The following is a 23,917-nucleotide window of genomic DNA, read 5'->3' as shown; positions in this document are numbered from 1 at the left end:
AAGCGGAGCACGGCGGGTTGTTCGGTCGGCGCGCGAAATCTACCGTCCTGGCCTGGAGGTGAGCGATTTCATGATGTCGATCGCGGCGGACGGATCGTACGCCGCCCGGCTCGTACGGGCCCCGGGCGGGGCGGAAGACGCCTGGTACACGGAACGCTGGACGCTGGACGGTCCCGAACCGTACGCCGTTCCGCTGCCCGCCGGCCAGCCGGAGGAGCCGGACAGCCCGGTGCAGCCGCTCGCGGACGGCCGGGTGCTGATCGCCCGCTACGCGGACGGCCACTACCACCTGGCGCTGCTCTATCCCTCCGGGCCCGAGACCGGCGAACTGCCGCTGGGCGCCCTGGAGTCGTCGGGAGCGCTGCGGCTGCTGCCGCCGGCGCCCGACGGGGCGCGGGTGTACGCGCTGATGGCGGACGACGCGGCCGGTGAGACGGCGCTGTGGCTGGTGTGCGGCGGGGCGTTCGGGCCCGAGCCGGTGACGCGGGTCCCTGGCCACTGCTCGGGCGGCGCCTGGCTGGACGCGGGCGGCCGGCTGCTGGCCCTGGACCGCACGGACCCGGCGACCGGTCACACCCGCACGGTGACGGTGGACGTGGAGGGCGGCGGGCTCCCGAGCGAGCTGCTGCGGATCACCGAGCACAGCAACGACCGGCTGCTGCTGGCCGACCCGGACAGCGGGCTGCTGATGGTCGTCTCCGACGCCCCGGGCGAGGACCGCATCGGATGGGGCGTGCTCGGCAGCCGGCTGCCGGTGCGCTTCCCCGAGGCGCTGCACCCGGACGGTGTGGCGATAAGACCCTTCGCCGTGCAGCCGGGGCAGATGCTGACGCCCGAGGCGTGCGCGGTGGCGCTGGAGCTGTCGGCGCCCGAGGTCGGCGTGCGGTGGGTGGCGGTGTGGCGGGCGCAGCAGCGCGAGGTGCAGCCGATAGCGGCACCGGAGGGCTGGCTGGCGGGCGTCGGGCGGTGGACGGCGGCCGGGGAACTGCTGCTGCCGTACGCGACGGAGGAGTTGCCGTGGGGCCTGGAGCGGGTGCTGGTGCCGGTCCCCGAGCCGCAGCCGCTGCGGCCCGCGCCGGAGACGGCGGTGCCGTACGTGCCCGGTGGGCAGGAGGCGCCCGGAGGGCACGGGCCGCCGGCGTCCGCGGCGCCGGCGAACCAGGGCGTCACCAAGCCCGTGCCGTTGCACCACTCGCCGCTGGCCCGGACCGACTGATCGGGCCGCCGGGTTCGCACGGCGCGGTGGGCCGGTGGGTCGGTCGGGCGGGTGCTTCCGGCGGTCCGGCCGGTCCGTGCCGGGACCCCGGGGCGCGGCTGTCGGCGGGATGGTGCAGCATGGTGGCCACGGACAGCTCGCGGGGGCGGGCAACGGGGACCGTAGGGGGACGATGTGTCCGAAGCCGAGGACACCACGGACATCTTTGACCACGTCCGGCGGGCCAGGGGTTTCATGCCGCTGGACGAGGGCCGGGCGCTGCACGGCGCCGCCGTGCGGGCCGCCGCCCGGCTGGGGCTGCCACTGCTGGAGATCGGCAGCTACTGCGGCCGGTCCACCCTGCTGCTCGCGGACGCCGCGCGCGCGGCCGGTACGGTCGCGGTCACCGTGGACCACCACCGCGGCAGCGAGGAACAGCAGCCGGGCGAGGAGTACCACGATCCGGCGACCGCCGACCCGGCGGATCCCGGGCGGATGGACACGCTGCCGCTGTTCCGGCGCACCCTGGCCGAGGCGGGCGTGGAGGAGTACGTGGTGGCCGTCGTCGGCGGCTCGGCCCGGGCGGCGCGCGCCCTGGGCGGGGGCGGCGGCGGACGGTACGGCCTGGTGTTCATCGACGGCGGGCACTCCGACGCCCAGGCCGTGGAGGACTACGAGAGCTGGGTGCCGCAGCTGGCGGTGGACGGCCTGCTGGTCATCCACGACGTGTTCCCCGACCCGGCGGACGGCGGCCAGGCCCCGTACCGGATCTGGCGGCGGGCGGTGGACTCGGGGGCCTTCGCGGAGGTCTCCGTGTGCCGTTCGCTGCGGGTTCTGCGGCGGACTGTTTCCGACCGCGTCTGAGCAGGTGGAAGGACCTTCCCGGCACGCGATGTTCGGACGCTGTGGGGAAAGTCACGACAACATCACAAGCGTGCCGTCTGGGAAACAGATCAGCCCTCCCCACGGACCGGCGGCGGACTTCATCCGTACGATGGGCCCGCCTAGTGTCTGACCAGACCATGACGACGAGACCGACAAGACGACGAAGGATCTGATGTGAACAACCGCTCACTCACCCGAGGCGACGCTGGAGTGATCGGAGCAGCGGTCCTGCTCTTCATCGCCTCATTTCTCGACCTGTACACGTACTCGGAAGGTGGTCCCAGCTGGAACGGCTGGTCCTCCGACTGGTTCCCGGCGCTGCCCTCGATCTACTTGGCCGGCATCATCGGCGGTGGCCTGATCGTCGGTTCGCGCTTCCTGCCGCAGGCGGACAAGGAGTTCGCCGGGCTGAAGCTGAACCAGTGGGGCATCGCTCTGTCGGTGACCTCGTTCTGGGCCGCGTTCTGGACCATGACCGGCGGCCCGGACGGAATCGACAAGGGCGTGGGCTTCGTGCTCGCGTTCATCGCCACCCTGATCCTCGCAGGTGTCGCCATCGCCACCCCGATGGTGCCCGCGCTCCAGGCGCCGCTGATCCCCGCCGGTGGCCCCAAGGCCCCGCCGTCCGCCTACGGTCAGCCGCAGGCGTACGGCGCGCAGCCCGGTCAGCCCCAGCCCGGTCAGCCGCAGGCCGGTTACGGCTACCCCGGCCCGGGTGCCCAGCAGCCTCCGTACGGTTCGCAGCCCGGTGTGAGCGCCGTGCAGCAGCCGGCCGCCGCCGACCCGAACTTCCAGCCGTTCTGGTTCGCCGTGCCCGCCGCCCGCCCGCTGTACGACGAGAACGGTGCGCCGAACCCGGTCGCCGAGCTGGCGCCCGGTACCTGGTACCTGGCCGTCGAGCAGCGCGGTCAGGCGCTGGTCGCCCAGACCCAGGACGGCCGTCGCGGCGTGCTCCAGGACACCTCCGGGATCCAGCGCGGCTGAGTCGGGCCGTGAGGCCGTAAGCAGGTCTGGCAGACAGACACACGAGGGCGGCGGGCCGGCAACGGCCCGCCGCCCTCGGCTGTGTTCAGGACCGGTCGCAGCACTCCTCGGCCTCCAGGCCGCGCGGCAGCCCCGCACCGCCGAAGACGGCCCCGGTGGCCTCGTCGCCGGTCAGCGCGGCCACCGCCAGCAGGACGGAGCCGGCCGTCCACGCGGTGCGTTCGCGCGGCCAGATCGCTTCGTCCGCGTACACGTACCCGGTCCAGTACAGCCCGTCCGGCGCCCGCAGATGCCCGATCCAGCGCAGGACGCGCGCGGCCCGCTCGCTGTCGCCGACCGCCCACAGGGCCAGCGCCAGCTCGGCGCTCTCCCCGCCCGTCACCCACGGGTTGGTGGACACGCAGCGCACGCCGAGCCCTTCGACCACGAACTCCGGCCAGCGGTCCTCGATCCGGGCCAGCCCCGCCGCGCCGCGCAGCGCGCCCGCGAGCACCGGGTAGTACCAGTCCATCGAGTAACTCGACTTGTCGAGAAAGCACTCGGGGTGGTGCCGCAGCGCGTGTCCGAGCCGCCCGGTGGCCAGTTCCCAGTCCGGCTGCGGGTCGTCCCGCAGTTCGGCCAGGGCGAGCGCGCAGCGCAGCGCCTGGTGGATCGAGGAGCAGCCGGTGAGCAGGGCCCCGTCGCAGGCACTGCCGTCCGGGTCCCGGCGCCAGCCGATCTCGCCTCCCTCGCGCTGGAGTTCCAGTACGAATTCGACGGCCGCGTACACCACGGGCCACATCCGTTCCCGGAACTCCTCGTCCCCGGTGGCGAGATAGTGGTGCAGGACCCCTGCCGCCACGTAGGCGCAGAAGTTGGTCTCCTTGCCCCGGTCGGTGGGCCGGGTGGCGTCGCCGTCGGCGTACGCCGCGTACCAGGAGCCGTCCGGCAACTGGTGGCGGGCGAGCCAGTGGTAGGCGGCGGCGGCGCGGCGGTGGTCGCCGGCCGCGTCCAGTGCCATGGCGGCCTCGATGTGGTCCCACGGGTCCAGGTGGTGCCCCCGGAACCACGGTATGGCGCCGTCCGCGCGCTGGATCCCGGCGATGGCGGCTGCGGTGCCGGCGGCCTGCTCGGCGGTGAACACACCGGGCAGCACGAGCCGTTCCGTGCCGTGCCCGGTGTCCTTGCCGCTCACGCGCGCACCTGCCGCCGGGGCTTGGTCGCGTACACCACGAAGCTCTTGCCGATGAGCGGGTTGAGCAGGTCCTCGGCGAGCCGGGTCGCCAGCGGCTTCTTCATGATGTCCCACACGAGCAGCTTGTGGTACGCGCGCACCGGCAGCGCCTTGTCGTTGTCCACGCCGAAGGCGCACTTCAGCCACCAGTACGGCGAGTGCAGGGCGTGCGCCCAGTGGCTGCCGTACGGGCGCAGGCCGGCCTCCCGGACGCGGGCGAGCAGTTGGCGCGGCCGGTAGATGCGGATGTGGCCGCCCTCGACCTGGTGGTAGGCGTCGCTGAGCGCCCAGCACACCCGCTCGGGGCCGTACCGGGGCACGGTGACGGCGATCCGGCCGCCCGGCTTGAGCACCCGCACCAGTTCGGCCAGGACGCCCTTGTCGTCGGGGATGTGCTCCATGACCTCGGAGATGATGACGGCGTCGAAGGTGGCGTCGGCGAACGGCAGCGCGAACGCGTCGCCCTCGATGGCGACGGCGCTCGCCGCGGCCGGGGCCTCGCCCGCCTCCCGCATGGCGGCGAGCCAGCCGGCCACCGTGCGGACCTCCTCGCCGTTGCGGTCCAGGGCGACGACGTGGGCACCGCGCCGGTAACACTCGAAGGCGTGCCGTCCCGCGCCGCAGCCCAGATCCAGGACGCGGTCCCCCGGGGCGATCGGGAAGCGGGTGAAGTCCACGGTCAGCACCGGGCGGCTCCTTCGGCTGTGGTTCTGTGCGATCAATCCCTGATCGGGTCAGGATCGGGACCGGGTCAGGCGGTGACGGCGGCGCGGTAGCGCTCGACCGTCCCGATGGCGGCCTGCCGCCAGGTGAAACGGGCCAGCACGCGCTCGCGTCCCGCGGCGCCGATGCGCGCCCGCAGGTCGCGGTCCGCCAGCAGCCGGCCGAGGGCGGCGGCGAGCGCGCCGGCGTCACCGGGCGGTACGGCCAGGCAGGTCTCGCCGTCCGCACCCGCGACCTCGGGGATGGCGCCGCCGGTGGTGGCGACCAGCGGGGTGCCGGTGGCCATGGCCTCGGCGGCGGGCAGCGAGAACCCCTCGTACAGGGAGGGCACGGCGGCGACCTGGGCGCCGCGCACCAGGTCACCGAGTTCGGTGTCGCTGATGCCCTTGACGAACTCGACGGCTCCGCTGCCCTCTTCGAAGCCGAAGCGGTCCATGGCGTCGGCCACCGGGCTGCCGGCCGGGGGGCGCGAGCCGACCACCACCAGGTGGGCGGTGGGGTGTTCGGTGCGGACCTTGGCGAGCGCCTCGATGAGGTGGATCAGTCCCTTGAGGGGGACGTCGGCGCTGGAGGTGGTGACGATGCGTCCCGCGATCTCGGGGACGGCCGGGTCGGGGTGGAAGACGCGGGTGTCGGCGCCGATGGGCACGACCCGGACGCGGTCGGGGCGGACCCCGAGGTCGTCGATGATCTGCTGCCGGGAGGAGCCGGAGACGGTGACGACGGACGGCAGCCGGCGGGCGACACGTTTCTGCATGCGCGTGAAGCCGTACCAGCGGCGCAGCGACATGCGGCGGCCCCGGGTGGGGGCGGCGGCCAGTTCCAGGCGGCGGTCCACCGTGATGGGGTGGTGGATGGTGGTGACCAGTGGCAGGCCGAGGCGTCCCGGCAGTCCGAGCAGTCCGTAGCCGAGGGTCTGGTTGTCGTGCACCACGTCGAAGTCGGCGGCGCGGGCCGCGAGGGCGCGGCGGGCGCGCAGCGAGAAGGTGAGCGGCTCGGGGAAGCCGCCGGTGCGCATGGTGGCGACTTCCAGGCGGTCGATCCAGTCCCGGTACTCGTCGCGGCGCGGACTGCGGAACGGGTCGGGCTGCCGGTACAGGTCGAGGCTGGGCAGCGGGGTGAAGGTGACGCCCTCGCCGAGGGAGTCCAGGACGGGGTAGGGCTGGGCGCCCATGACCTCGACCCGGTGGCCGAGCGCGGCGAGTTCGCGGGAGAGGTGCCGCACGTACACGCCCTGGCCGCCGCAGAAGGGGTTGCCCTTGTAGGTCAGCAACGCGATGCTCAGTGGGCGGTCCACGCCTGCCTCTGCGGTCACGCCCGGCCCCCTCGGTCAAGCGGCTACTCACGGGTAAGTCACAAGGTTCCGGAGAAACATAGCCTGCCCACCACGAACGGGTCGTAGCCGGGGAAGGTGATGAACACCACGTGCCGGCCCGTGAGTGGGGCGCGGACGTGCGGGAAAGCGGCTGAAACCGGGCGGATAGAGTGGGCCGACCGTCCGCAGAAAGGCATAGCGCAGATGCATCTCCCGCGCCGCGGCGCCCTGGCCCTGGCCGGCGCCGCCGTGATCGCCCTGACCACACCGTGGGGTGCCGTCGCCGCGCCCGCCGCGGACGACGCCCTCCCCGACGCCCTGTTCGGCTCCGCCGACCCGTCGTACGACGGGGTGTGGCGGCAGTCGGTCGCGCTGCTCGCCCAGGACGCGGCGGGCTACACGCCGGCGCCCGAGGCAGTGGAGTGGCTGCTGCAACAGCAGTGCACGGACGGCTCGTTCCTGTCCTACCGGGCCGACCCGGAGGGCGAGGCGTGCGCCGATGTGACGCTGGCCGACTCCAACGCGACGGCGATGGCGCTCCAGGCGCTGGCCGCGCTCGGCGGCCACGACGAGGCCGTCGCCGGAACGGTGAACTGGCTGACCGGGGTGCAGAACCCGGACGGCGGCTGGAGCTACAACCCGGGCGGCGCCAGCGATGCCAGCTCCACCGCCGTGGTCGTCTCGGCGCTGACGGCGGCGGGCACGGACCCGGCGGAGGTCGTACGGGGCGACGCGAGCCCGTACGACGCGCTGGCCGGGATGCAGTTGGGCTGCACCGCGCCGGCCGCCGAGCGCGGCGGGTTCGCCTGGCAGCCGGACCTGGACTCGGGCGCGCTGACGGTGAACGACGCGGCGACGGTGGACGTGGTACTGGCCCTGCAGGGCGCCGGGCTGCTGGTGACACCGAGCACGCCGGCGGAGGGCGACGCCCCCGGCACCGACACCGCGCCGGTGGCGCTGGAGTGCGACGGCGGCGAACCGGTCGGCGAACTCACCCCGCGGACCGCCGCGTCGGCGGGCGCCGCCTACCTCACCGCACGCCTTGAGGCGGGCGGCCAGCACCTGGTCACGGCCTTCCCCGGCGCGGAGGAGCAGCCGGACTTCGGCTCGACCGCCCGTACGGTGATCGCCCTGGCCGCGGCCGGGCACAGCGAGTCGGCCCAGGCCGTTCTCGACTGGCTGCGCGAGCACCACGGCGGCTGGGCCGACTACGCGGCGAACCCGGCGGCGGTGGGCACCCTGGTGCTGGCCGCGCACGCGACGGGCACGGCGCCGGAGAGCTTCGGCGGGACGGACCTGATCAGCGAGCTGTCGCTGCTCGGCCCGGCCCCGGACGGCGCGGGCATGGCCACCGACCCGGCCTCGTCCACGGAGGACAGCGGCTCCGGCTCGCTGGTGTGGGTGCTGCTGATCGGGCTGGCCATCGGGATCGGCATCGGCGTGGTCATGAGCATGCGGCGCAAGGCCGCGCCCGCCCCCGAGCAGGCGCGGACCGCGACGGCGGAGCCGGACCAGGGGCAGTCCGCCCCCGAGCAGGGGCAAGCCCAGGAGCCGACCGAACCCGAGCAGGAGCAGCCGGAGCGGAAGCAGGAGAGGCCCGAGTCCCCCGCGCCGAAGAAGGACGAGGAGTAACGGTGCGGCGCGCGCTGGCGCTGTCCGCCGCCCTGCTGCTCCTGCTGTGCCTGCCCGCCAAGGCGTGGGCGGCGAGCTACGCCTACTGGTCGTTCTGGCAGTGGGACGCGGGCTCGGGCAGCTGGGCGTACGCGGCGGAGGGACCGGGCACGGCGCGCGTCGCCGAGGGTGAGGTGGTCGGCTTCCACTTCACGACGAGCGAGAACGCGACGGCCGCACCGGTCGCGCCGCGCGGCGCGACCGAGCACGCGGAGATCTGCCCCGGCGATCCGGCCGGGGTGGCGGTGGTCATCGACTTCGGCACGGCGGACGGCGCCCCGGACGCCCGTACGGCGTGCGCCCCGGACGCGGCCGGAACGACGGCCGCCACCGCCCTGGCGGCGGTGGCCGAGCCGCTGCGCTACGCCTCCAACGGCATGCTGTGCGGCATCACCGGCTATCCGGAGACCGGCTGCGGTGAGGCGGCGCCCGCCGCGAGCGAGGACACCGCGAGCGAGAGCGACGACGGCGCCTCACCGCTGCCGGTGATCGCGGCGCTGTCGGCGGTGGCGGTGCTGGCGGTGGCCGGTCTGTGGCGCGCCCGCCGCCGCGACCCTTCCTGACCGCGTCCGCGACCGTTCCTGACCCGCGTCCGCGCGCGTACGACCTCAGGGCCGCATGACGATCTTTCCCACGTGTCCTCTGCGGGAGAGTTCCTCCTGCGCCCGGGCGGCCTGCTCCAGGGCGAAGCTCGCGGCGACGACGGGCTGTACCTCCGCCCGGCGCGCCAGGTCCATGAGGAGGTCGAAGTGTGCGGGTGTGTGCATCGCGGAGCCGATGACCTGGGCGTTGTGCAGGTAGAGCCGGCGTACGTCGAAGGCCACTCCGTAGCCACCGAGCGCTCCGGCGATGACCCACCGGCCTCCTTCGCGCAGCAGCGGGAGTCCTTCGGCGACCAGTTCGCCCGCCACGACATCGAGTGCGACGTCGATGCCCTGCGGGGCGGCGGCGCGGAGCTGCCCGGTGATGTCTCCCGCGCGGTCGATGACGTCGTGCGCGCCCGCCTCGCGTACCGCGTCGATCTTGGTTCCGCTGCTGATGGCGATCACCCTGGCGCCGCGCGCGCGGGCGATCTGCACCAGCGCGATGCCCACCCCGCCGGACGCTCCCGAGACCAGTGCGGTGTCGCCCTCGCGCAGCCGGCCTCGCTCGATCATGCCCAGCGCCGTGCCGTAGGCGGTCGGCAGCGTCGCGAGCTGTTCGTCCGTGAGCGGGGATTCCGTCACGTCGTGCACCCGCTTCACCGGCGCCGTCACGTACTCGGCGTATCCGCCGTCGCGTTCGCTCCCCATCAGGCCCACCGGGTTGGCGTCCGGCCCCTCGGTGTCGTAGATCGCGGGGTCGACGACCACCCGGCGCCCCACCAGATCCTCGGGTGCGCCGGTCCCGACGGCCACGACGCGGCCTGCCACGTCGGCGCCCTGGATGCGCGGGAAGTCGATCGGGCCTCGCCAGCCCGACAGCGCCCCGGGGTCGTCCGGGCGGCCGTAGGCACCCTCCCGCGTCCACAGGTCGGTGTTGTTCAGCGCCACCGCGCCGACCCGGACCAGCACCTCCCCTTCACGGGGGGCGGGGACGGGGACCTCCGTCAGTTCAAGGACCTCCGGCCCTCCGTGCCTGGTGATGCGGACCGCTCGCATGACATCGGACGCACTCATCGCTTGAACCTCCTCAGGTATACTGATCGGTGAACTTCTCCCACTGTACACCGTTCTGTGAAGGGGGCCCGTCGTGGACGAAGCGCGGCCCATGACGCCCGCCGGCCGCCGCATTCTGGCGGCCGCGGAGGAGTTGTTCTACCACCGGGGCATCACGGCGGTCGGGGTGGATCTGATCGCCGAGCACTCCGGTGTGACCAAGCGGACGCTGTACAACCGGTTCGGTTCGAAAGAGCACCTCGTGGCCGCCTACCTCACGGAACGCGACCGGCGCTGGCGGGCCCATGTCCGGGCCGCCGTCGACGCCTGCGACGCTCCGGCCGAGGCCGTCACCGCCCCCTTCGAGGCCCTGCGGACCTGGAGCGGGAGCAACACCCGCGGCTGCGCCTTCATCAACGCGCTGGCGGAGCTCCCGGACCCCTCGCACCCCGCGCACCGCGTCGCCGCGCGCCAGAAGCTCTGGCTGCGGGACCTGTTCGCGGAACTCGCCACCGCGGCGGGCTGCCCGCACCCGGACGCCCTCGCCACCCGGCTCCTCGTGCTGCACGAGGGCGCCGTCGCCACGCAGCCCCTCGCGCTGGACACCCTTCCGGAGACCGCCGGCCTGGCCCGCGCCCTGGTGCGGGCCGGCACATCGCCGGGCCGGTAGAGCGCTGTCGGCGGGATGCCGCCGTGCCGGGCGGGCCGGATGCCCGCGATCACCCGGCGAAGGATGGGCCTCGGCGCGGGACGCCCAGGCCCTACAGCGCCGTGTGCTGCTCCAGCGACTGGCGGGTGTTCACGCCGTACACCCCCCACTCGTCCCCCTGCACGCCGTACGCCATCTGGAAGCGGGCCACCGCGTCGGCGGTCCGTTCGTCGTACGTGCCGTGCGCGGGCCCGTCGTAGACCCAGCCCAGCTGGCGGAGCCGCTGCTGGAGCTCCACCACCTGCTCCCCGGTGTCGCCCTCCCGCAGCACGCCGCCCGGCGGGTCGGGTGAGGGCAGCGGCTCGGAGGGGAGCGTCTCCTCGGGCGGCTCGTCAGGGTCCTCGGGGGCGGGCGGCGGGGCGGGCTCGGCGGGCGGCGACGGTTCGCCGGTCTCGGTGACCGGCGGGGGCGGCGGCGGGGGCACCGGCACGGTGCCGTCGTCCGCGTCCGGGCCGGTGTCGGTGCCGTTCCCGGTGTCCGCTTCCGTCCCCGCCCCGGGGGAGGGCGAGGGCGGCGGCGCGGGGGGACCGTAATCCCACCGGTCACCGCCGTCGGGCAGCGTTCCGCCGTCCGGCAGCGGGTCGCCGTCCGGCAGGGAGATCATCGGGCCGTCCTGGCTCTTCTCCAGGGCCTCGTTGGTGCGGCCCTGCCCGCCCATCAGCGAGGCGGCCAGCGCCGTGCAGCCCACCACCGCCGCCGCCATCGCCCCGCCGGCGGCGGCGGCTGCCCGGGTGCGCTGCCTGGGCTTGCGGTGCGCGCCCTGGGCCCGGGCCTCCGGGGTGGCCTGCAGGGGCACCCGCGGCATCGCGCGGCGCTGCTGGGGCGGGGACTCGACCGAAAACAGCGCCACATCGGCCGGATCGGGACCGGTGACGGAGGAGGGTACCGGACGTGACAGCGAGTGCGTGAGACACCCGCAGGCGGGCTCCCCACTGGGTTCCGCCGGGCGTCCGCATATCAGGCAGTCGGCGTCCTGGGACATCGCGCCACCCTTCCCCCTCGATTGGCAGCGATTATGCACCACCCGTACGAGTGATGCCCGTCTCTCGTTCAACAAGCCAGCACCCGAATTTACGGACAAGATGGTGCAGAACGAATCGAACACCGTAGCTGTCCGTTACAAGCACTCATGCGTCCGTGCCCAAAAGGGCAGTCGGCCCCTTCTGTCCCTCCCGCCCCTTCTCCCCCCCTCTCTCCCCACTCCCCCAACCCGCGAGGAGGCGACGCCCCGTATGACGGCGCAGCCCGCGACACCCGCCGATGCCGGCCCTCCACCACCGCCCGAGCCGGAGACCCGCTCCCGTGCCGCCCTGTGGCTCTCGCTCGGCACCCTCATGCTCGGGCTGTTCCTCGCGGCCCTGGACCAGACGATCGTGGCCACCGCCCTGCCGACCATCGTCAGCGACCTCGGGGGCCTGAACCACCTCTCCTGGGTGGTCACCGCCTACCTCCTCGCCTCCACCGCCGGTACGCCGCTGTGGGGCAAGCTCGGGGACCAGTGGGGCCGCAAGAAGCTGTTCCAGCTGGCCATCGTGATCTTCCTGATCGGCTCCGCGCTGTGCGGCCTGGCCCAGAACATGGGCGAGCTGATCGCCTTCCGCTTCTTCCAGGGTCTGGGCGGCGGCGGGCTGATCGCGCTGTCGATGGCGATCGTCGGCGACCTCGTACCGCCCCGGGACCGTGGCCGCTACCAGGGCCTGTTCGGCGCCGTCTTCGGCGCCACCAGCGTGCTCGGCCCGCTGCTGGGCGGCTTCTTCGTGGACCGGCTCTCCTGGCGCTGGGTCTTCTACATCAACGTCCCCGTCGGCGCCGTCGCCCTCGTGGTGATCGCCCTCGTGCTGCACCTCCCGGCCCGCCGCAGGCGCCACACCATCGACTACGCGGGCACCTTCCTCGTCGCCGCCGTCGCCACCTGCCTGGTGCTGATCGCCTCGCTCGGCGGCTCCACCTGGGCCTGGGCCTCCTGGCAGATCGCCGGCGTCGCCGTCCTCGGCCTGCTCTGCCTCGCCCTGTTCATCCGGGTCGAGGGGCGCGCCGCCGAACCCGTCCTGCCGCTGTCCCTCTTCCGCATCCGCACCTTCTCGCTGTGCTGCGGCATCGCGTTCATCGTGGGCTTCGCGATGTTCGGCGCGATCACCTACCTGCCCACCTTCCTCCAGGTGGTGAAGGGCATCTCGCCGACCCTCTCCGGGGTCCATCTGCTGCCGATGGTGCTGGGCCTGCTGTTCACCTCGACCCTCTCGGGGCAGCTCATCAGCCACACCGGCCACTGGAGGATCTACCCGATCATCGGCACCGCGGTCACCGCGCTCGGGCTGGTCCTGCTCCACAACCTCAGCCCCTCCAGCGGCACCTGGGAGACGAGCCTGTACTTCCTCGTCTTCGGCATGGGCATCGGCGGCGTGCTCCAGGTGATGGTGCTGGCCGTCCAGAACGCCGTGGGGTACGAGAACCTCGGCGTCGGCACCGCCGGGGTGACCTTCTTCCGCTCCATCGGCGCCGCCTTCGGCGTGGCGGTGTTCGGCACCATCTTCACGCGCCTGCTCGGCGACAAGCTCAGCGCCGATCTGCGCGGCGTCGCGCCGCCGCCCGGCGTCAGCCGCGACACGCTGCTCCACGACCCGCGCGGCATCGCCCTGCTCCCCGACGGGCTGCGCGTCAACGTCCTGCACTCCTACTCCTCCGCCATCACCAGCGTGTTCCTGTACGCGGTGCCGGTGATGGCGATCGGCTTCGTGCTGGCCTGGCTGCTGCGCGAGGAACCCCTGCGGCGCAGCGTGCAGGCGCCGGACGCGGCACAGACGGTACCGCCGACCCCGGTGGTGCGCTCCTCGCACGACGAGTGCCTGCGCGCGCTGTCCAAGCTCGGCAGTTACGCGGGGCGGCGCGAGGTGTACGAGAACGTGGCCCGCCGTTCGGGCACCGGCCTGGAACCGGCGGCCTGCTGGCTGCTGCTGCGCATCCACCGCGACGGCCGGGCCGAGCCCGCGCTGCTCGCGGACCGGCACGGGGTCCCGGTCGAGGTCATCACGCGGGCCGCCCGCACCCTGGAGGAGCGCGGCGAGGCGGTGCGGGAGGGCCTGGATCTGCACGCGACGACGCGGGGGCGGGCGACGACCGCCGCGCTGGTGCGGGCCCAGGAGGAGGAACTCGCCTCACTGCTGGGCGACTGGTGGGGTCCGGGCCGCCCGCACGATCTGGAGGTGCTGGTGCGCGAGCTGTCGGCCGAGCTGGGGGCGGCGAACGGCGACTGGCCGGGAGGTGAACACCGTTGACGAGTACGGGGGTGGGCTGGCGGTGACCGGGCTCCGTTTTGTATCGTAGAAAAACAAAGTGGTTCCGCCCGCTCCCCGACCTTGCGGGCGGGGCCACTGGGTTTTGTGCTGTCCGCTGTTTGGAGCTCCGCGATGCCGACCGCCGCACTCACCGCCCGCGCCCTCCTGCTGGACATGGACGGCACCCTCGTGGACTCGGACGCGGTGGTCGAACGGCTGTGGCGGGCCTGGGGCGAGGAGCACGGAGTGCCCTTCGAGCAGGTCCTGCGGGTCGTCCACGGGCGGCAGGGGTACGCCACCATGGCGGAGCTGCTGCCGGACCGCCCGATGGAGCTGAACCACGCGGACAACGCGCGGATGCTCGCCGCCGAGACCAGCGACGTCGAAGGCATCGTGCCGATCCCCGGCGCCCACCGCTTCCTGGCCGCCCTGGAGGCCGGAGCCCTGCCGCACGCCCTGGTCACCTCGGCCGATGTGGCGCTCGCCACCGCCCGGATGACGGCGGCCGGGCTGCGCATCCCGCGGCCCCGGATCACCGCCGAGTCGGTCAGCGCCAGCAAGCCGGACCCGGAGGGCTTCCTCAAGGGCGCCGCCGAACTGGGCATGGCGCCGGCCGACTGCGTCGTCTTCGAGGACTCCGCCGCCGGCATCGCGGCCGGTCTGGCCGCCGGGATGCGCGTGGTGGGGATCGGCCCGCGGGCCGCCGCCCACGGGCCGACCGTGGCCGTACCCACCCTGGAGCACGTGACGGTCGACCCGCTGCCGGGCGGTGAGGGCCTGACCCTCACGCTCGTCGTCGAGGACGCTCAGCCGGCGATCGCCTCGTAGAGGCTCCAGGCCGCCAGCACCAGCATCACGCACGCCGCGACGCGCGTGATCAGCCGCATCGGCACCCGCTTGAGCAGCGCCCGGCCGCCCAGGATGCCGATCCCGGCCACCGCGCACAGCGCCGCGAACGCGCCGATACCCACCGACAGCCAGTCGTCGTACCGGGCCGCCAGGTTGGCGGTCATGATCTGGGTGAGATCGCCGAACTCGGCGACCAGGATGAGCATGAAGCCCGAGCCCGCGACCTTCCAGAAGGACGCGCTCGTGGGCTCCTTGATCTCCTCGTCCTCCTCCGCCTTGCTGCGCAGCAGATAGAGCCCGCCGCCCAGGAAGAGCAGGCCGACGACGGCCTGGAGCGGGCGCTGCGGCAGCAGGGTGAGCACCGAACCGGCCGCCACCGCCAGCACCACGTGGAGGGCGAAGGCGGCAGCGACCCCGGCGAAGACGTAGGAGGCACGGAAGCGGGTGCCCAGCAACAGGCCGGCGAGCGCGGTCTTGTCGGGCAGTTCGGCAAGGAAGATGACGCCGAAGACCACGGCGGCGGTAGTCAGGGAGAACACGGGGATTCCTCATGAGGGTGGATCGGACGGGCCGACGGCCGTGCCGAGGAATCCGCGGGAGAGCGCACGCTTCGGCACGGCAGCGTCATGGACACTGCTGGCCGAAGGTCTCGCTGGCGGACGCTCACGCGTCCGCTCCGGGCGCCGGGCCCCGGGGGGCCAGTATGTCGACGGTCCGGCGAAGAGCTACTCCCCTTCAGACGCCTCCACTGTACGCGACACCCTCAGTCCGTGAACGCGACCGTGAGGCACGCCACTCTGCCGCCCGCGACCCCGTGGTCCCCGGTGGCGTGCTCGTGCAGCACCAGGGAGTTGGCCTCGCCCGGCCGGAACACCCACGCGTGCCGGGAGACCGCCGTGCCCCGGCCCTGGGAGTCGGCGGTGAAGTCGAGCCACACCTCGTTGCGGGGGTTCGCCGCCCCGGGGTCCTCGCCGGGCACGTTCTGGTAGTGCGGACCGGAGTCGGCGGGGTCCTCCCCGCACGGGGACTCGTGCACATGCGCCCCGAAGGTGTGCCCCGGCAGCACCCCCCGCACCTCCAGCTCCACCGTCATCGCGTCGCCCGTCACGCGCTGCACCACCTGGATCCGGGCACCGGCGGGCACCACGTCCTCGTCGTACGTCAGCGCGTCACGGTCGGCGCTCTCACCGGGCGGGACGGCGTACCCCCACGCCCGCAGCCAGTGCGCCCCGTCACCCCCGGCGCGGGCCTGCGCGATCCCCGTGCCCGCCAGCGTCAACACCATCGCGGGGGCCAGCGAGCGCGCCAGCGAGCGCATCCGCCGCCCCTTCCGCACACCGCTTGTCCCCGTGCTCCGCACACCCATGTCCGTTCTCCTCACACGCCGCTGCGCATAGCCCCTCACCTGGGGCGTTTCCACACGATGCCCCCCTCGGGAGCGGGGCGCCCGCCGTACGCACCCGCGTTCACCGGCTGGATGACGCGGGCGTACGCTGTACGGCGGTACGTGTACGCACGACATGGGGAACGACCGTGCACAGGAATGCGTCACTATCGAGAACATCCAGCGACGAGGACGGCTGACGGCCCAACGGCTGCGCGGGGAGCGGGGAACACGTGTTGGAGACCTTGGGGGTCCTGCTCTACGCCCCGTGGATCTACCTCGTCGTCGTGCTGTTCATCCTGCTCGACGTCTTCCTCCCGGTGCTCCCCAGCGGCGCCGTCGTGGTCACCGCGGCAACCATCGCGGGCGGTACGGCCATGGACGTGGCGGGCCTGCCGGCCCCCAACCCCGGAGCCCATCTGCCGCAGCTGGCCCTGCTGATGCTGTGCGCGGCGACCGCCTCGTTCCTCGGTGATCTGTGCGCCTACCGCCTCGCCCTGCACGGCGGACGCCGCTTCGACACCGCCATCGCCCGCTCCCGGCGCCTCTCCAGCGCCCAGGTACGACTCGGCTCGGCCCTGGCCAGGGGCGGCGGTTCGCTGGTCGTCCTGGCGCGCTTCGCCCCGGCCGGGCGGGCGGTGGTCTCGCTCGGGGCCGGCGCCACCCGCCGCCGGGCCAAGGACTTCCTGCCGTGGTCGGCGCTGGCCGCCGTGGTGTGGACCGGCTACAGCGTCGGCATCGGCTACCTCGGCGGCCAGATCCTGGGCGCGAGCTGGATCAGCACCGGCCTGTCGCTGCTGGCCCTGGCGGTGGCGGGGGCGGTGGCCGTCCGGCTGCTGCGTCCGGCCCCCGCCCAGCCGGCCCCCGCCACCGCGTAGGCAGCGGGGCGACACCGCCCCGCGCCGCCGGTCAGGCGAGTCGGCCGACGCCTCCGTACCAGGACACATCGGCGTGGTCGGGCCGCTCCTCCTCGGGCACCTCGGGCCGCCAGTCCGAAACGACCTGCACCCCGGGCTCGATGATCTCCAGCCCTTCGAAGAACTCCGTGAAACGCGCCTTGTCGCGCAGCGTCAGCGGCACGCCCTGCGCCCGGTAGGCGCGCTGGACGCCCATGGCCGCCTCGGGGGCGATGTCGGCGGTGGCGTGCGACAGGATGAAGTGACTGCCGGAGGGTACGGCGTCTCGCAGCGTCCGCACGATCGATTCCGGCTTCTCCTCGTCGCCCACGAAGTGCAGCACGGCGACCGCCAGAACGCCCACCGGCTCGCTGAAATCGATGAGTTCACGGGTGCGCGGGTGGTCGAGGACCGCGCGCGGATCGCGGGCGTCGCCCTGGATGACAGCCGTGCGCCGGTCCTGGGCGAGCATGGCGCTGCCGTAGACGAGCACGATCGGGTCGTTGTCGACGTAGACGACGTGTGAGGTCGGGTCGTGGCGCTGGGCGACCTGGTGGACGTTCTCGGCGGTCGGCAGCCCCGAGCCGAGATCGATGAACTGCCGTATGCCCGTCTCGCGCACCAGGTACTGGACGGCGCGGCCCAGGAACTTGCGGTTCTCCCGGGCGGCCGTGCGCAGCAGCGGAAAGGCGGTCAGCGCCTTCTCGGCGGCTTCGCCGTCCACGGTGTAGTGGTCCTTGCCGCCCAGCAGATAGTCGTACATCCGGGCGGCGTGCGGCTGGTCCGTGCGCAGGTCCACCGGACCACCCGTCTCGTCGTTGAGCTCTGCCACTCCGGCTCCTCACTCCGTCATTGAACAGTCAACTCCGAGCAGACTAACGGTGCTTGCGCCACGCGGGTTTGCGGGCCATTCGAAGGAACGGTGAATGCTCACCGCATACGGCGGCGGTGCGCGGCGACCCGCTCGCGGGAGGCGCAGGCCGGGGAGCAGTAACAGCGGGGGCTGCCGGGGCCGGTGCCGAGGAAGAGAGTGCCGCAGCGCGGCGAGGCGCAGGTGCCCCAGGCGGCGCGGCCGTACTCGGTGAGGACTTGCGCCAGGGCGAGGGCGCTGGAGGCGAGGAACCAGTCCGCCCAGCCGGCGTCGTCGCCCCGGTCGACGTGCAGGTGCCAGGGCTGCCCGTCGTGCCGGGAGAGGCGGGGGCGGGCACCGCAGTCGGCGAGGATGTGATTGAGGGCGTGGGCGGCACGGTCGGTGCGGGCGTCGGCGGCGGCGTCGTCCTCGGCGCCGGTGTCGGGGCGGGGTTCGGAACCGCCCGGGTCGGTCAACACCTCGTCCAGGAGCCGCTGGACGGCGCCGCGCAGGGCGGCCGCGTCACCCTCGTCGAACGCTTCCCCGGCCACATCGACGGGCCGCTCCCCGTGCCGTACCAGCAGTTCCGCGAGCGCGTCCCGGGTCAGGCCGGGGGTGGCGCGTACGGCGTTGGCGAGAGCGATCGCCCGTTGGGCGGGACGGAACCCCTGCTTGACCATGGCCCGACTGTAACGTCTTATTTCCATAAGCCGCTACAGAGCCGCAGAGCCACGAACCGCCGCATGTCCCGCTATCTGACGACGGCGTTCCTGGCCCGGCTCGCCGAGGAGGGCATGGCGGTGGCGCTCGCCCTGCTGGCGCTGCACCGCACCGGCAGCGCCGCCCAGGGAGCCTTCGTCCTGACGGCCTGGATGGCGCCGCATGTACTCGCCGCGCCCTTGGTGGGCGCGCTGCCGGCCCGCTGGTACGGCGCGGCGCTGGGGATCTTCGCGGCGGCCATCGCCGCCCTGGCGGCGTCCGTGGGGCACGCGCCGCTGCCGCTGACCGCGGCCATCGCGGTGGCGGGCGGCAGTTGCGGCCCCGTGGTGGCCGGCGGCCTGTCCAGCCTGGTCGCCGGGCTCGCCCCCGCCGGCCGGGACCGCACCCGCGCCTACGGCCTGGACGCGACCGTCTACAACGCCGCCTCGGTGGCCGCCCCGGCGACGGTGGGCGTGCTGGCGGCCCTCACCGGCCCGGGCCGGGCCATGCTGGCGCTGGCGGCGTCCGCCGCGACGGCGGCCCTGCTGACGACGGCCCTACCGCGGCCCCCGGCTCCCGCCCGCACGCCCCCGCGCGCCGGACTGACGGCGGCCATGACAGCGGGTATGACGGCGCTGTGGCGGGTCCCGCAGCTGCGGGCCGTCACAGCGGCCACCTCCCTGGCCTTCCTCGGGGTGGGCGGACTGACCACCACCACCGTGCTGCTCGCCGAGGAGCGGGCGTTCCCCGGCGGCGGCAGCCTGCTGCTGACGGTGTTCGCCCTCGGCGCCCTCGCCGGCGCGCTGGCCACCGCCCGGCTGCGCCGCCCCGTACCGCCCGCCCGGCTGGTCACGGTGACGCTGGCCGGAACCGGAGTGGCCCTGGGCGCGGCGGCGTTGGCTCCGTCGCCGGTGCTCTGCCTGCCGCTGTACGCGCTCGCGGGCCTGTGCGACGGCCCGCTGCTGAGCGCCACCCTCCGCATCCGCGCCGATCACGCCCCGGACCACCTGCGCGCCCAGGTCTTCACCCTGGGCGCCGGGCTGAAGATCACGGCGGCGGCCTGCGGCGCGGCCGTGGTGGGCCTGCTGGCCGCACTCCCACCGGCACTCCTGCTGACGTGGACGGCCACCCTCCACCTGGCCGCCGCCGCCCTCCACACCCACCTCGCCCGCCACACGGTCCCCGCAAGCGACCCGGTGGGCGGCACCACGGCGTGAGCGAGGCCGGCGCGAGATCGCCGACGGGCCGGACGGAGCCGGAGGCGCACGGCGCGCCCCGGCCGGCGGAAACCGGCACCAGCTCCTGGGCACCGGGCCCGCTGGACGGATCGTCCCGGTGCGGCACCACCTCGGACAGCCCCACCCCGCCTGCTGCCCGCACCACCTCCGTCTCCCGTCGGCCGGGGGCGGTGCGACGGCCCGTCACGGCGCTTCCGTCGGGCACGCAGACAGGCGGCCGGGCGCTCAGAAATGCGTGTCGATGCCGAACACCCGTCGCAGCTGCGCCATGTCGTGCCGGTCGCGGTCGGTGGGTTCGTACCCCTGGTGGAAGTACACCTGCTGCCGCGCCGACAGACACGGCACGGTGGCACCATCGATCGTGCCCGTGACGAAGCAGGACGCGGGATAGCGGAAGGGCCGCCCGGGGTCGGGTGCGCACTGGAGGGCGCTTCCGTCCGCGGCGAACTCCAGGGGGTGCAAATCGATCTCCCGGCCCCGGGCGTCCGCGACCACGAAACGCACGGGCCGCCAGTCGGTGGTCTCGGCGAACCCGGCACCGGCCAGCGCGGCCAGCAGCGCCGGTTCCTGTTCCGCTCGGTGCATCAGATCCAGATCACGGTGGTCCCGCGTCCGCTCCCCCACCAGCGCGTCGATGCCCCATCCACCGCCGACCCAGACCTCGGCGCCGGCCGCCCGCAGCAGCGCCAGGATCTCCCGTACGTCCGCGCCGTTCACCGTCGCCCCGGCAGCAGGATCAGCCCGGCCACGGCGGCCAGGAACCAGCCCAGCGGCAGCATGGTCATGCTGCCGAACACGGAGGCGAGCAGCGCGAACGGCACCGCGAGCGTCAGCACGACGACGGCGGCGCGCCGTACGACTCCGCCCCCGGCCCACTCGGCGCGCAGCGGGCCGGACCGCCGCCACAGCATCCACAGCCCCAGCGCGCCGGGCACAGTGGCGAACAGCAGGAACGGCAACGGCGGTCGGGGCATGGCGGAGGTGACCGCGCCGTCCGGGCCCGCGAGTTCGACCAGGCCCACCACCAGGATGACCGGCCCCATGAGGCCGAAGAAGCCGGCGACCAGCCGCGGCACCGGGTAACCGGCGAACGCCGGTACCGGCCGCCGGCCGAGGCCGAACGGCATCGAGCGCCGCGACATCAGCTCAAGACGGCGTGCCGCGTCGCGGAAGTCCGTGGCGACGATCCAGCCGAACGCGGTCGCCGTCAGCCCCCACATCACCGTGAACAGACCACTGTTCATCGTCCGGCCCGCCCCTTCTCCCCCGACGCGGGACACCGCGCCCCGCACACCACGAAGCCCCGCCCCCCACAGGGGAGGACGGGCCGGGTGGATCGCACGGGAGTGGGTGCAGACGGGTTCGAACCGCCGACATCCGCCTTGTAAGGGCGGCGCTCTACCGCTGAGCTATGCACCCGCAGATGTGCAACAGCGTACATGGCCGACCGTGGCAGAGTACGCCCGGTCACGTTTCCCCTGCTCATGGAGACCACAGTGCTTTGACACAGTCAGGCAGTATCATGTCAAGCGTGTCCCAGATCATCAAGCGGGCGTACAAATACCGCTGCCACCCGACCACCGATCAGGCGGCACTGTTATACCGCACGTTCGGTTGCATCCGGATGGTCTGGAACAAGGCGCTCGCAGAACGCACCCGGCGGTACAAGGACGAGGGCAAGAACACCTCGTACGTAGATACCGCGAAGTGGCTCACCGCGTGGAAACAGGACCACGAGCTGTCCTTTCTCAGCGAGGTGTCCAACGTCCCACTCCAGCAGTGCCTGCGCGCCCAGCAAAATGCCTTCACGAACTTCTTCGCCAAGCGGGCCCGGTACCCGCGATTCAAGAGCAGGAAAAGGTCGCGGAAGTCGGCTGTCTTCGCCAACAACGCCTTCAGCTTCCGAGACGGTCAGCTACAGCTGGCGAAGACCCGCGAGGCGTTGCCCATCGTGTGGCACCGGCCGCTGCCAGAGGGGGCCCAACCCTCCACTGTCACGGTGTCGCAGGACGCGGCGGGGCGCTGGTTCGTGTCACTTCTCGTGGAGGAGGCCGTCGAACAGCTTCCCCCGAGTAGTGCCACCGTGGGAGTCGACGCGGGCCTGACCCACCTGGTCACCCTCTCCACGGGGGAGAAGATCGCGAACCCTCGGCACGAACGTCGTGACCGGCGCAAGCTGGCCAAAGCGCAGAAAGTTCTGAGCCGGAAGACCCACGGTTCGGCGAACCGCGCCAGAGCACGGTTGCGAGTCAGCCGCATCCATGCCCGGATCGCCGATCGGCGTCGGGATCATCTGCACAAGGTCACCACGAGGCTGGTACGTGAGAACCAAGCCCTGGCCATCGAGGACCTGACCGTGCGCACCATGATGAAGAACCATTCCCTGGCCCGCGCCATCGGCGACGCGAGCTGGGGCGAGTTGCGGCGCATGCTGGACTACAAGACGGGCTGGTACGGGCGCAAGTTGCTGCTCGTGGACCGCTGGTTTCCCAGCTCAAAGCTCTGCTCCACCCCGGGATGCGGCCACATCAACAGCAGGATGCCGCTGAACGTACGGTGGTGGACCTGCCCGAACTGCGGCACGAAGCATGACCGTGATGTGAACGCGGCGAAGAACCTCTTGGCCGCCGGGCGGGCGGACAAGTAAAACGCCTGTGGAGGGTCGATAGGACCGATCCCGGAGTCCTCCGGGGAGGCACGGCCCGATGAATCAGGAAGTTCAATCCCGCGAGGGAATGAAGCCCCCGCCTTCAAGCGGGGAGAAGCCACGAAAGAATGACGGAAGTCGTGGAGTGGGGAGAGTGCACAGTGAGGGCGACGCGTACCGCGAAGGAACTTGCCGGGATCGCGCTGCTGCCGCTCGCGCTGCTGCCCGCCGTGGCACTCGCGCTCCCCGGGGCGTTCACCGGCGGCGGGGTGCGGCGCTGGGGCCGGGGCCGGGTGGATGACCTGCGGAACGAGGCGCAGGCCGCGCAGGACGAGACGGCCGCCGCCTTCTACGACCTCGACACCGCCCAGCGTGAGCTGCGGATCACCATCGAGACCATCACCGCCGCCGCCGACGACACGCGCCGGGCGGGCCGGGTGGCGGCGGACTTCGCCGCGTTCGGCGAGCGCATCGACCAGGTCAGCCACGAGTACATCCGTACCGTCGACTCCCACGACCTCGACAGCGAGGATCTGGACGCCGGGACCGCCTCCCGCGCCCGGCACGACTTCACCCGGGTCCGTGACGAGCTGCGCCGGGTCAAGGCCGATCTGGACCGCTTCGGCGAGAGCCTGGGCCCGCTGCTGGAGCACGCCGAGAACCAGCTGCGCCAGGTCGCCCCGGCCGTGGAGGGCGCCAAGCGGGCGCTGCTGGCCGCGACCTCCGCGCTGGACTCGGTACGCGAGGCCCGGCTGGCCGCCGATCAGCTGGCCACCGCGCTGGCGGCGCTCGGCCCCGAGCTGCGGCTGCTGAACGAGGGCCCGGCCCAGCACGGCATCCAGCCGACCGTGCGGCGCGCCGAGGACGTGCGGCGGCGGGCCGAGGCGATCACCGCGGAGGCCGAGCAGTTGCCGCGTCGTGCGGCGGGGATCGACAAGCGGCTGTCGTCGCTGCGCACCCGGGCGCAGGCGATCACCACCCGTGCCGGGCAGGTGGAGCCGGTGCTGAGCGAGCTGCGGCGCCGGTTCAGCGCGGCGTGCTGGCAGGACCTCCAGCGCGTGCCCGAGCAGGCGGCGGCCTCGGTGCGGGAGGCGGAGAACACGCTGCGTGACGCCCAGCGGGCGCGCGACGAGCAGCGCTGGGACGAGGCGACGGCGCGGCTGGCGGCGGTGCAGACGCTGCTGGGGCGTACCGATGAGTCGGTGTCCGCGGCCGGTGAGCGGCTGCGGCGGCTGAACGAGGTGTCCTTCGATCCGTCGAAGGAGGCGGAGCGCACCAGGTTCGCGATCCGGGACGGGCAGCGGCTGGCGATGAGTGGCCGGTCCGTCCCGGACCCGCGGCACGCCGGGCCGCTGGACGCGGCGGTGGAACGGCTGGACCGGGCGGTGGCCGCTTTGGAGTCGGGGGGCCGCAACCCCGACTACTGGCTGTTCCTGACCGAGATGGAGGCGGTACGTGGCCTGGTCTCCTCCGTCGTGGAGGACATCCGGCGCCGCTAGGCTGTGGCCATGCCGCGTTATGAGTACCGCTGCCGCAGCTGTGGCACCCAGTTCGAGCTGAGCCGTCCGATGGCCGCGTCCGGTGATCCCGCGGTGTGTCCGGCCGGGCACGAGGACTCCGTCAAGCTGTTGTCGACCGTCGCGGTCGCCGTTGCCGGGGGTGCGGGTTCCCCGGCCGCCGCGGGCCCGGCGCCGGCGGCCGGTGGCGGCGGTGGCTGCTGCGGGGGCGGCTGCTGCGGTTGATGCGT

24 protein-coding genes and 1 tRNA gene are annotated in these 23,917 nt (G+C 73.3%); 13 read left to right on the top strand and 12 right to left on the bottom strand.

Features of this window, described 5'->3' with window-relative positions; translation table 11 throughout:
- Window positions 1-70 precede the first annotated feature (70 nt).
- The 3 genes from H7827_RS22350 (at window position 71) to H7827_RS22340 (ending at window position 3,064) form a co-directional block, all read left to right on the top strand.
- Window positions 71-1,216, top strand: coding sequence for a hypothetical protein (locus H7827_RS22350; RefSeq protein WP_432747107.1), 1,146 nt, complete (start codon window positions 71-73; stop codon window positions 1,214-1,216).
- 234 nt (window positions 1,217-1,450) lie between these two features.
- Window positions 1,451-2,059: a class I SAM-dependent methyltransferase gene (locus H7827_RS22345; protein ID WP_432748031.1), complete on the top strand. Its 609-nt coding sequence runs from the start codon at window positions 1,451-1,453 to the stop codon at window positions 2,057-2,059.
- A 195-nt stretch (window positions 2,060-2,254) separates the two neighbouring features.
- Complete coding sequence (locus H7827_RS22340; RefSeq protein WP_432747106.1) at window positions 2,255-3,064, top strand: DUF5336 domain-containing protein; 810 nt, start codon at window positions 2,255-2,257, stop codon at window positions 3,062-3,064.
- An 85-nt stretch (window positions 3,065-3,149) separates the two neighbouring features.
- Here H7827_RS22340 and H7827_RS22335 read toward each other — a convergent pair whose 3' ends face one another.
- The 3 genes from H7827_RS22335 to H7827_RS22325 form a co-directional block, all read right to left on the bottom strand.
- Window positions 3,150-4,187, bottom strand: coding sequence for a prenyltransferase (locus H7827_RS22335; RefSeq protein ID WP_432748030.1), 1,038 nt, complete (start codon window positions 4,185-4,187; stop codon window positions 3,150-3,152).
- 47 nt (window positions 4,188-4,234) lie between these two features.
- Window positions 4,235-4,963, bottom strand: coding sequence for a class I SAM-dependent methyltransferase (locus tag H7827_RS22330; RefSeq protein WP_030726433.1), 729 nt, complete (start codon window positions 4,961-4,963; stop codon window positions 4,235-4,237).
- A gap of 65 nt (window positions 4,964-5,028) precedes the next feature.
- Complete coding sequence (locus tag H7827_RS22325) at window positions 5,029-6,315, bottom strand: glycosyltransferase family 4 protein (RefSeq protein WP_432747105.1); 1,287 nt, start codon at window positions 6,313-6,315, stop codon at window positions 5,029-5,031.
- Between the two features lie 204 nt (window positions 6,316-6,519).
- Here H7827_RS22325 and H7827_RS22320 point away from each other — a divergent pair, with 204 nt between their 5' ends.
- Entirely contained in the window at window positions 6,520-7,947 is a 1,428-nt protein-coding gene (locus H7827_RS22320) for a prenyltransferase/squalene oxidase repeat-containing protein (RefSeq protein WP_432747104.1), read from the top strand.
- 2 nt (window positions 7,948-7,949) lie between these two features.
- Window positions 7,950-8,549: an SCO2322 family protein gene (locus H7827_RS22315; protein ID WP_432747103.1), complete on the top strand. Its 600-nt coding sequence runs from the start codon at window positions 7,950-7,952 to the stop codon at window positions 8,547-8,549.
- Between the two features lie 45 nt (window positions 8,550-8,594).
- On the opposite strand, the gene H7827_RS22310 is transcribed toward H7827_RS22315, so the two are convergent.
- Window positions 8,595-9,644 (bottom strand): zinc-binding dehydrogenase, encoded by a 1,050-nt coding sequence (locus tag H7827_RS22310; protein WP_432747102.1) that lies wholly within the window; start codon window positions 9,642-9,644, stop codon window positions 8,595-8,597.
- A 91-nt stretch (window positions 9,645-9,735) separates the two neighbouring features.
- Here H7827_RS22310 and H7827_RS22305 point away from each other — a divergent pair, with 91 nt between their 5' ends.
- A complete protein-coding gene (locus tag H7827_RS22305; RefSeq protein ID WP_432748028.1) occupies window positions 9,736-10,293 on the top strand; it encodes a TetR/AcrR family transcriptional regulator in 558 nt (185 codons plus the stop codon).
- 91 nt (window positions 10,294-10,384) lie between these two features.
- Here H7827_RS22305 and H7827_RS22300 read toward each other — a convergent pair whose 3' ends face one another.
- Window positions 10,385-11,182 carry a peptidoglycan-binding domain-containing protein gene (locus tag H7827_RS22300; RefSeq protein WP_432747101.1) on the bottom strand — a complete coding sequence of 266 codons (798 nt, stop codon included), beginning with the start codon at window positions 11,180-11,182 and terminating at the stop codon, window positions 10,385-10,387.
- A 382-nt stretch (window positions 11,183-11,564) separates the two neighbouring features.
- On the opposite strand from H7827_RS22300, the gene H7827_RS22295 reads away from it, so the two are divergent.
- Window positions 11,565-13,607, top strand: a complete 2,043-nt coding sequence (locus H7827_RS22295; RefSeq protein WP_386536474.1) for an MDR family MFS transporter — start codon at window positions 11,565-11,567, stop codon at window positions 13,605-13,607.
- Window positions 13,608-13,739: 132 nt separating this feature from the next.
- On the top strand, window positions 13,740-14,435 hold the full coding sequence (locus H7827_RS22290) for an HAD-IA family hydrolase (protein WP_432747100.1): 696 nt from the start codon (window positions 13,740-13,742) through the stop codon (window positions 14,433-14,435).
- Here H7827_RS22290 and H7827_RS22285 read toward each other — a convergent pair.
- Both H7827_RS22285 and H7827_RS22280 read right to left on the bottom strand, forming a co-directional pair.
- The gene (locus H7827_RS22285) at window positions 14,414-14,995 is read right to left on the bottom strand and encodes a TMEM165/GDT1 family protein (protein WP_200367493.1); all 582 of its coding nucleotides are present in this window, start codon (window positions 14,993-14,995) and stop codon (window positions 14,414-14,416) included. The two genes, H7827_RS22290 and H7827_RS22285, sit on opposite strands and share 22 nt — an antisense overlap.
- A gap of 224 nt (window positions 14,996-15,219) precedes the next feature.
- Complete coding sequence (locus H7827_RS22280; protein WP_432747099.1) at window positions 15,220-15,774, bottom strand: superoxide dismutase family protein; 555 nt, start codon at window positions 15,772-15,774, stop codon at window positions 15,220-15,222.
- 299 nt (window positions 15,775-16,073) lie between these two features.
- Between H7827_RS22280 and H7827_RS22275 the strand changes: the two genes are divergently transcribed.
- Entirely contained in the window at window positions 16,074-16,718 is a 645-nt protein-coding gene (locus H7827_RS22275; RefSeq protein WP_432747098.1) for a DedA family protein, read from the top strand.
- 31 nt (window positions 16,719-16,749) lie between these two features.
- On the opposite strand, the gene H7827_RS22270 is transcribed toward H7827_RS22275, so the two are convergent.
- Complete coding sequence (locus H7827_RS22270; RefSeq protein ID WP_030726404.1) at window positions 16,750-17,568, bottom strand: SAM-dependent methyltransferase; 819 nt, start codon at window positions 17,566-17,568, stop codon at window positions 16,750-16,752.
- Window positions 17,569-17,666: 98 nt separating this feature from the next.
- Window positions 17,667-18,266: a CGNR zinc finger domain-containing protein gene (locus H7827_RS22265; protein WP_432747097.1), complete on the bottom strand. Its 600-nt coding sequence runs from the start codon at window positions 18,264-18,266 to the stop codon at window positions 17,667-17,669.
- Between the two features lie 63 nt (window positions 18,267-18,329).
- Between H7827_RS22265 and H7827_RS22260 the strand changes: the two genes are divergently transcribed.
- Window positions 18,330-19,502 (top strand): MFS transporter, encoded by a 1,173-nt coding sequence (locus H7827_RS22260; RefSeq protein ID WP_432747096.1) that lies wholly within the window; start codon window positions 18,330-18,332, stop codon window positions 19,500-19,502.
- Between the two features lie 246 nt (window positions 19,503-19,748).
- On the opposite strand, the gene H7827_RS22255 is transcribed toward H7827_RS22260, so the two are convergent.
- From H7827_RS22255 to H7827_RS22245, 3 genes are all read right to left on the bottom strand, one after another.
- On the bottom strand, window positions 19,749-20,240 hold the full coding sequence (locus tag H7827_RS22255) for a nucleotidyltransferase domain-containing protein (RefSeq protein WP_432747095.1): 492 nt from the start codon (window positions 20,238-20,240) through the stop codon (window positions 19,749-19,751).
- Entirely contained in the window at window positions 20,237-20,767 is a 531-nt protein-coding gene (locus H7827_RS22250; RefSeq protein ID WP_390116758.1) for a hypothetical protein, read from the bottom strand. Before H7827_RS22250 ends, H7827_RS22255 begins: the two co-directional genes overlap by 4 nt.
- Window positions 20,768-20,870: 103 nt before the next feature.
- Window positions 20,871-20,942 (bottom strand) — tRNA-Val (locus tag H7827_RS22245).
- Between the two features lie 112 nt (window positions 20,943-21,054).
- Here H7827_RS22245 and H7827_RS22240 point away from each other — a divergent pair.
- The 3 genes from H7827_RS22240 to H7827_RS22230 all read left to right on the top strand — a co-directional run bounded on the left by H7827_RS22240 (window position 21,055) and on the right by H7827_RS22230 (window position 23,912).
- The gene (locus H7827_RS22240; RefSeq protein WP_432747094.1) at window positions 21,055-22,170 is read left to right on the top strand and encodes an RNA-guided endonuclease InsQ/TnpB family protein; all 1,116 of its coding nucleotides are present in this window, start codon (window positions 21,055-21,057) and stop codon (window positions 22,168-22,170) included.
- A gap of 161 nt (window positions 22,171-22,331) precedes the next feature.
- Window positions 22,332-23,669 carry a hypothetical protein gene (locus H7827_RS22235; protein ID WP_432747093.1) on the top strand — a complete coding sequence of 446 codons (1,338 nt, stop codon included), beginning with the start codon at window positions 22,332-22,334 and terminating at the stop codon, window positions 23,667-23,669.
- A gap of 9 nt (window positions 23,670-23,678) precedes the next feature.
- Window positions 23,679-23,912 carry an FmdB family zinc ribbon protein gene (locus H7827_RS22230; protein ID WP_200367479.1) on the top strand — a complete coding sequence of 78 codons (234 nt, stop codon included), beginning with the start codon at window positions 23,679-23,681 and terminating at the stop codon, window positions 23,910-23,912.
- The last annotated feature ends 5 nt before the right edge of the window (window positions 23,913-23,917 follow it).

This window comes from Streptomyces sp. JH002 (assembly GCF_050916115.1).
In the GTDB taxonomy this organism is placed as follows: domain Bacteria; phylum Actinomycetota; class Actinomycetes; order Streptomycetales; family Streptomycetaceae; genus Streptomyces; species Streptomyces xiamenensis.
The sequence above is the reverse complement of the archived record's forward strand: the minus strand, read 5'-3'. Positions and strand labels throughout refer to the sequence as shown.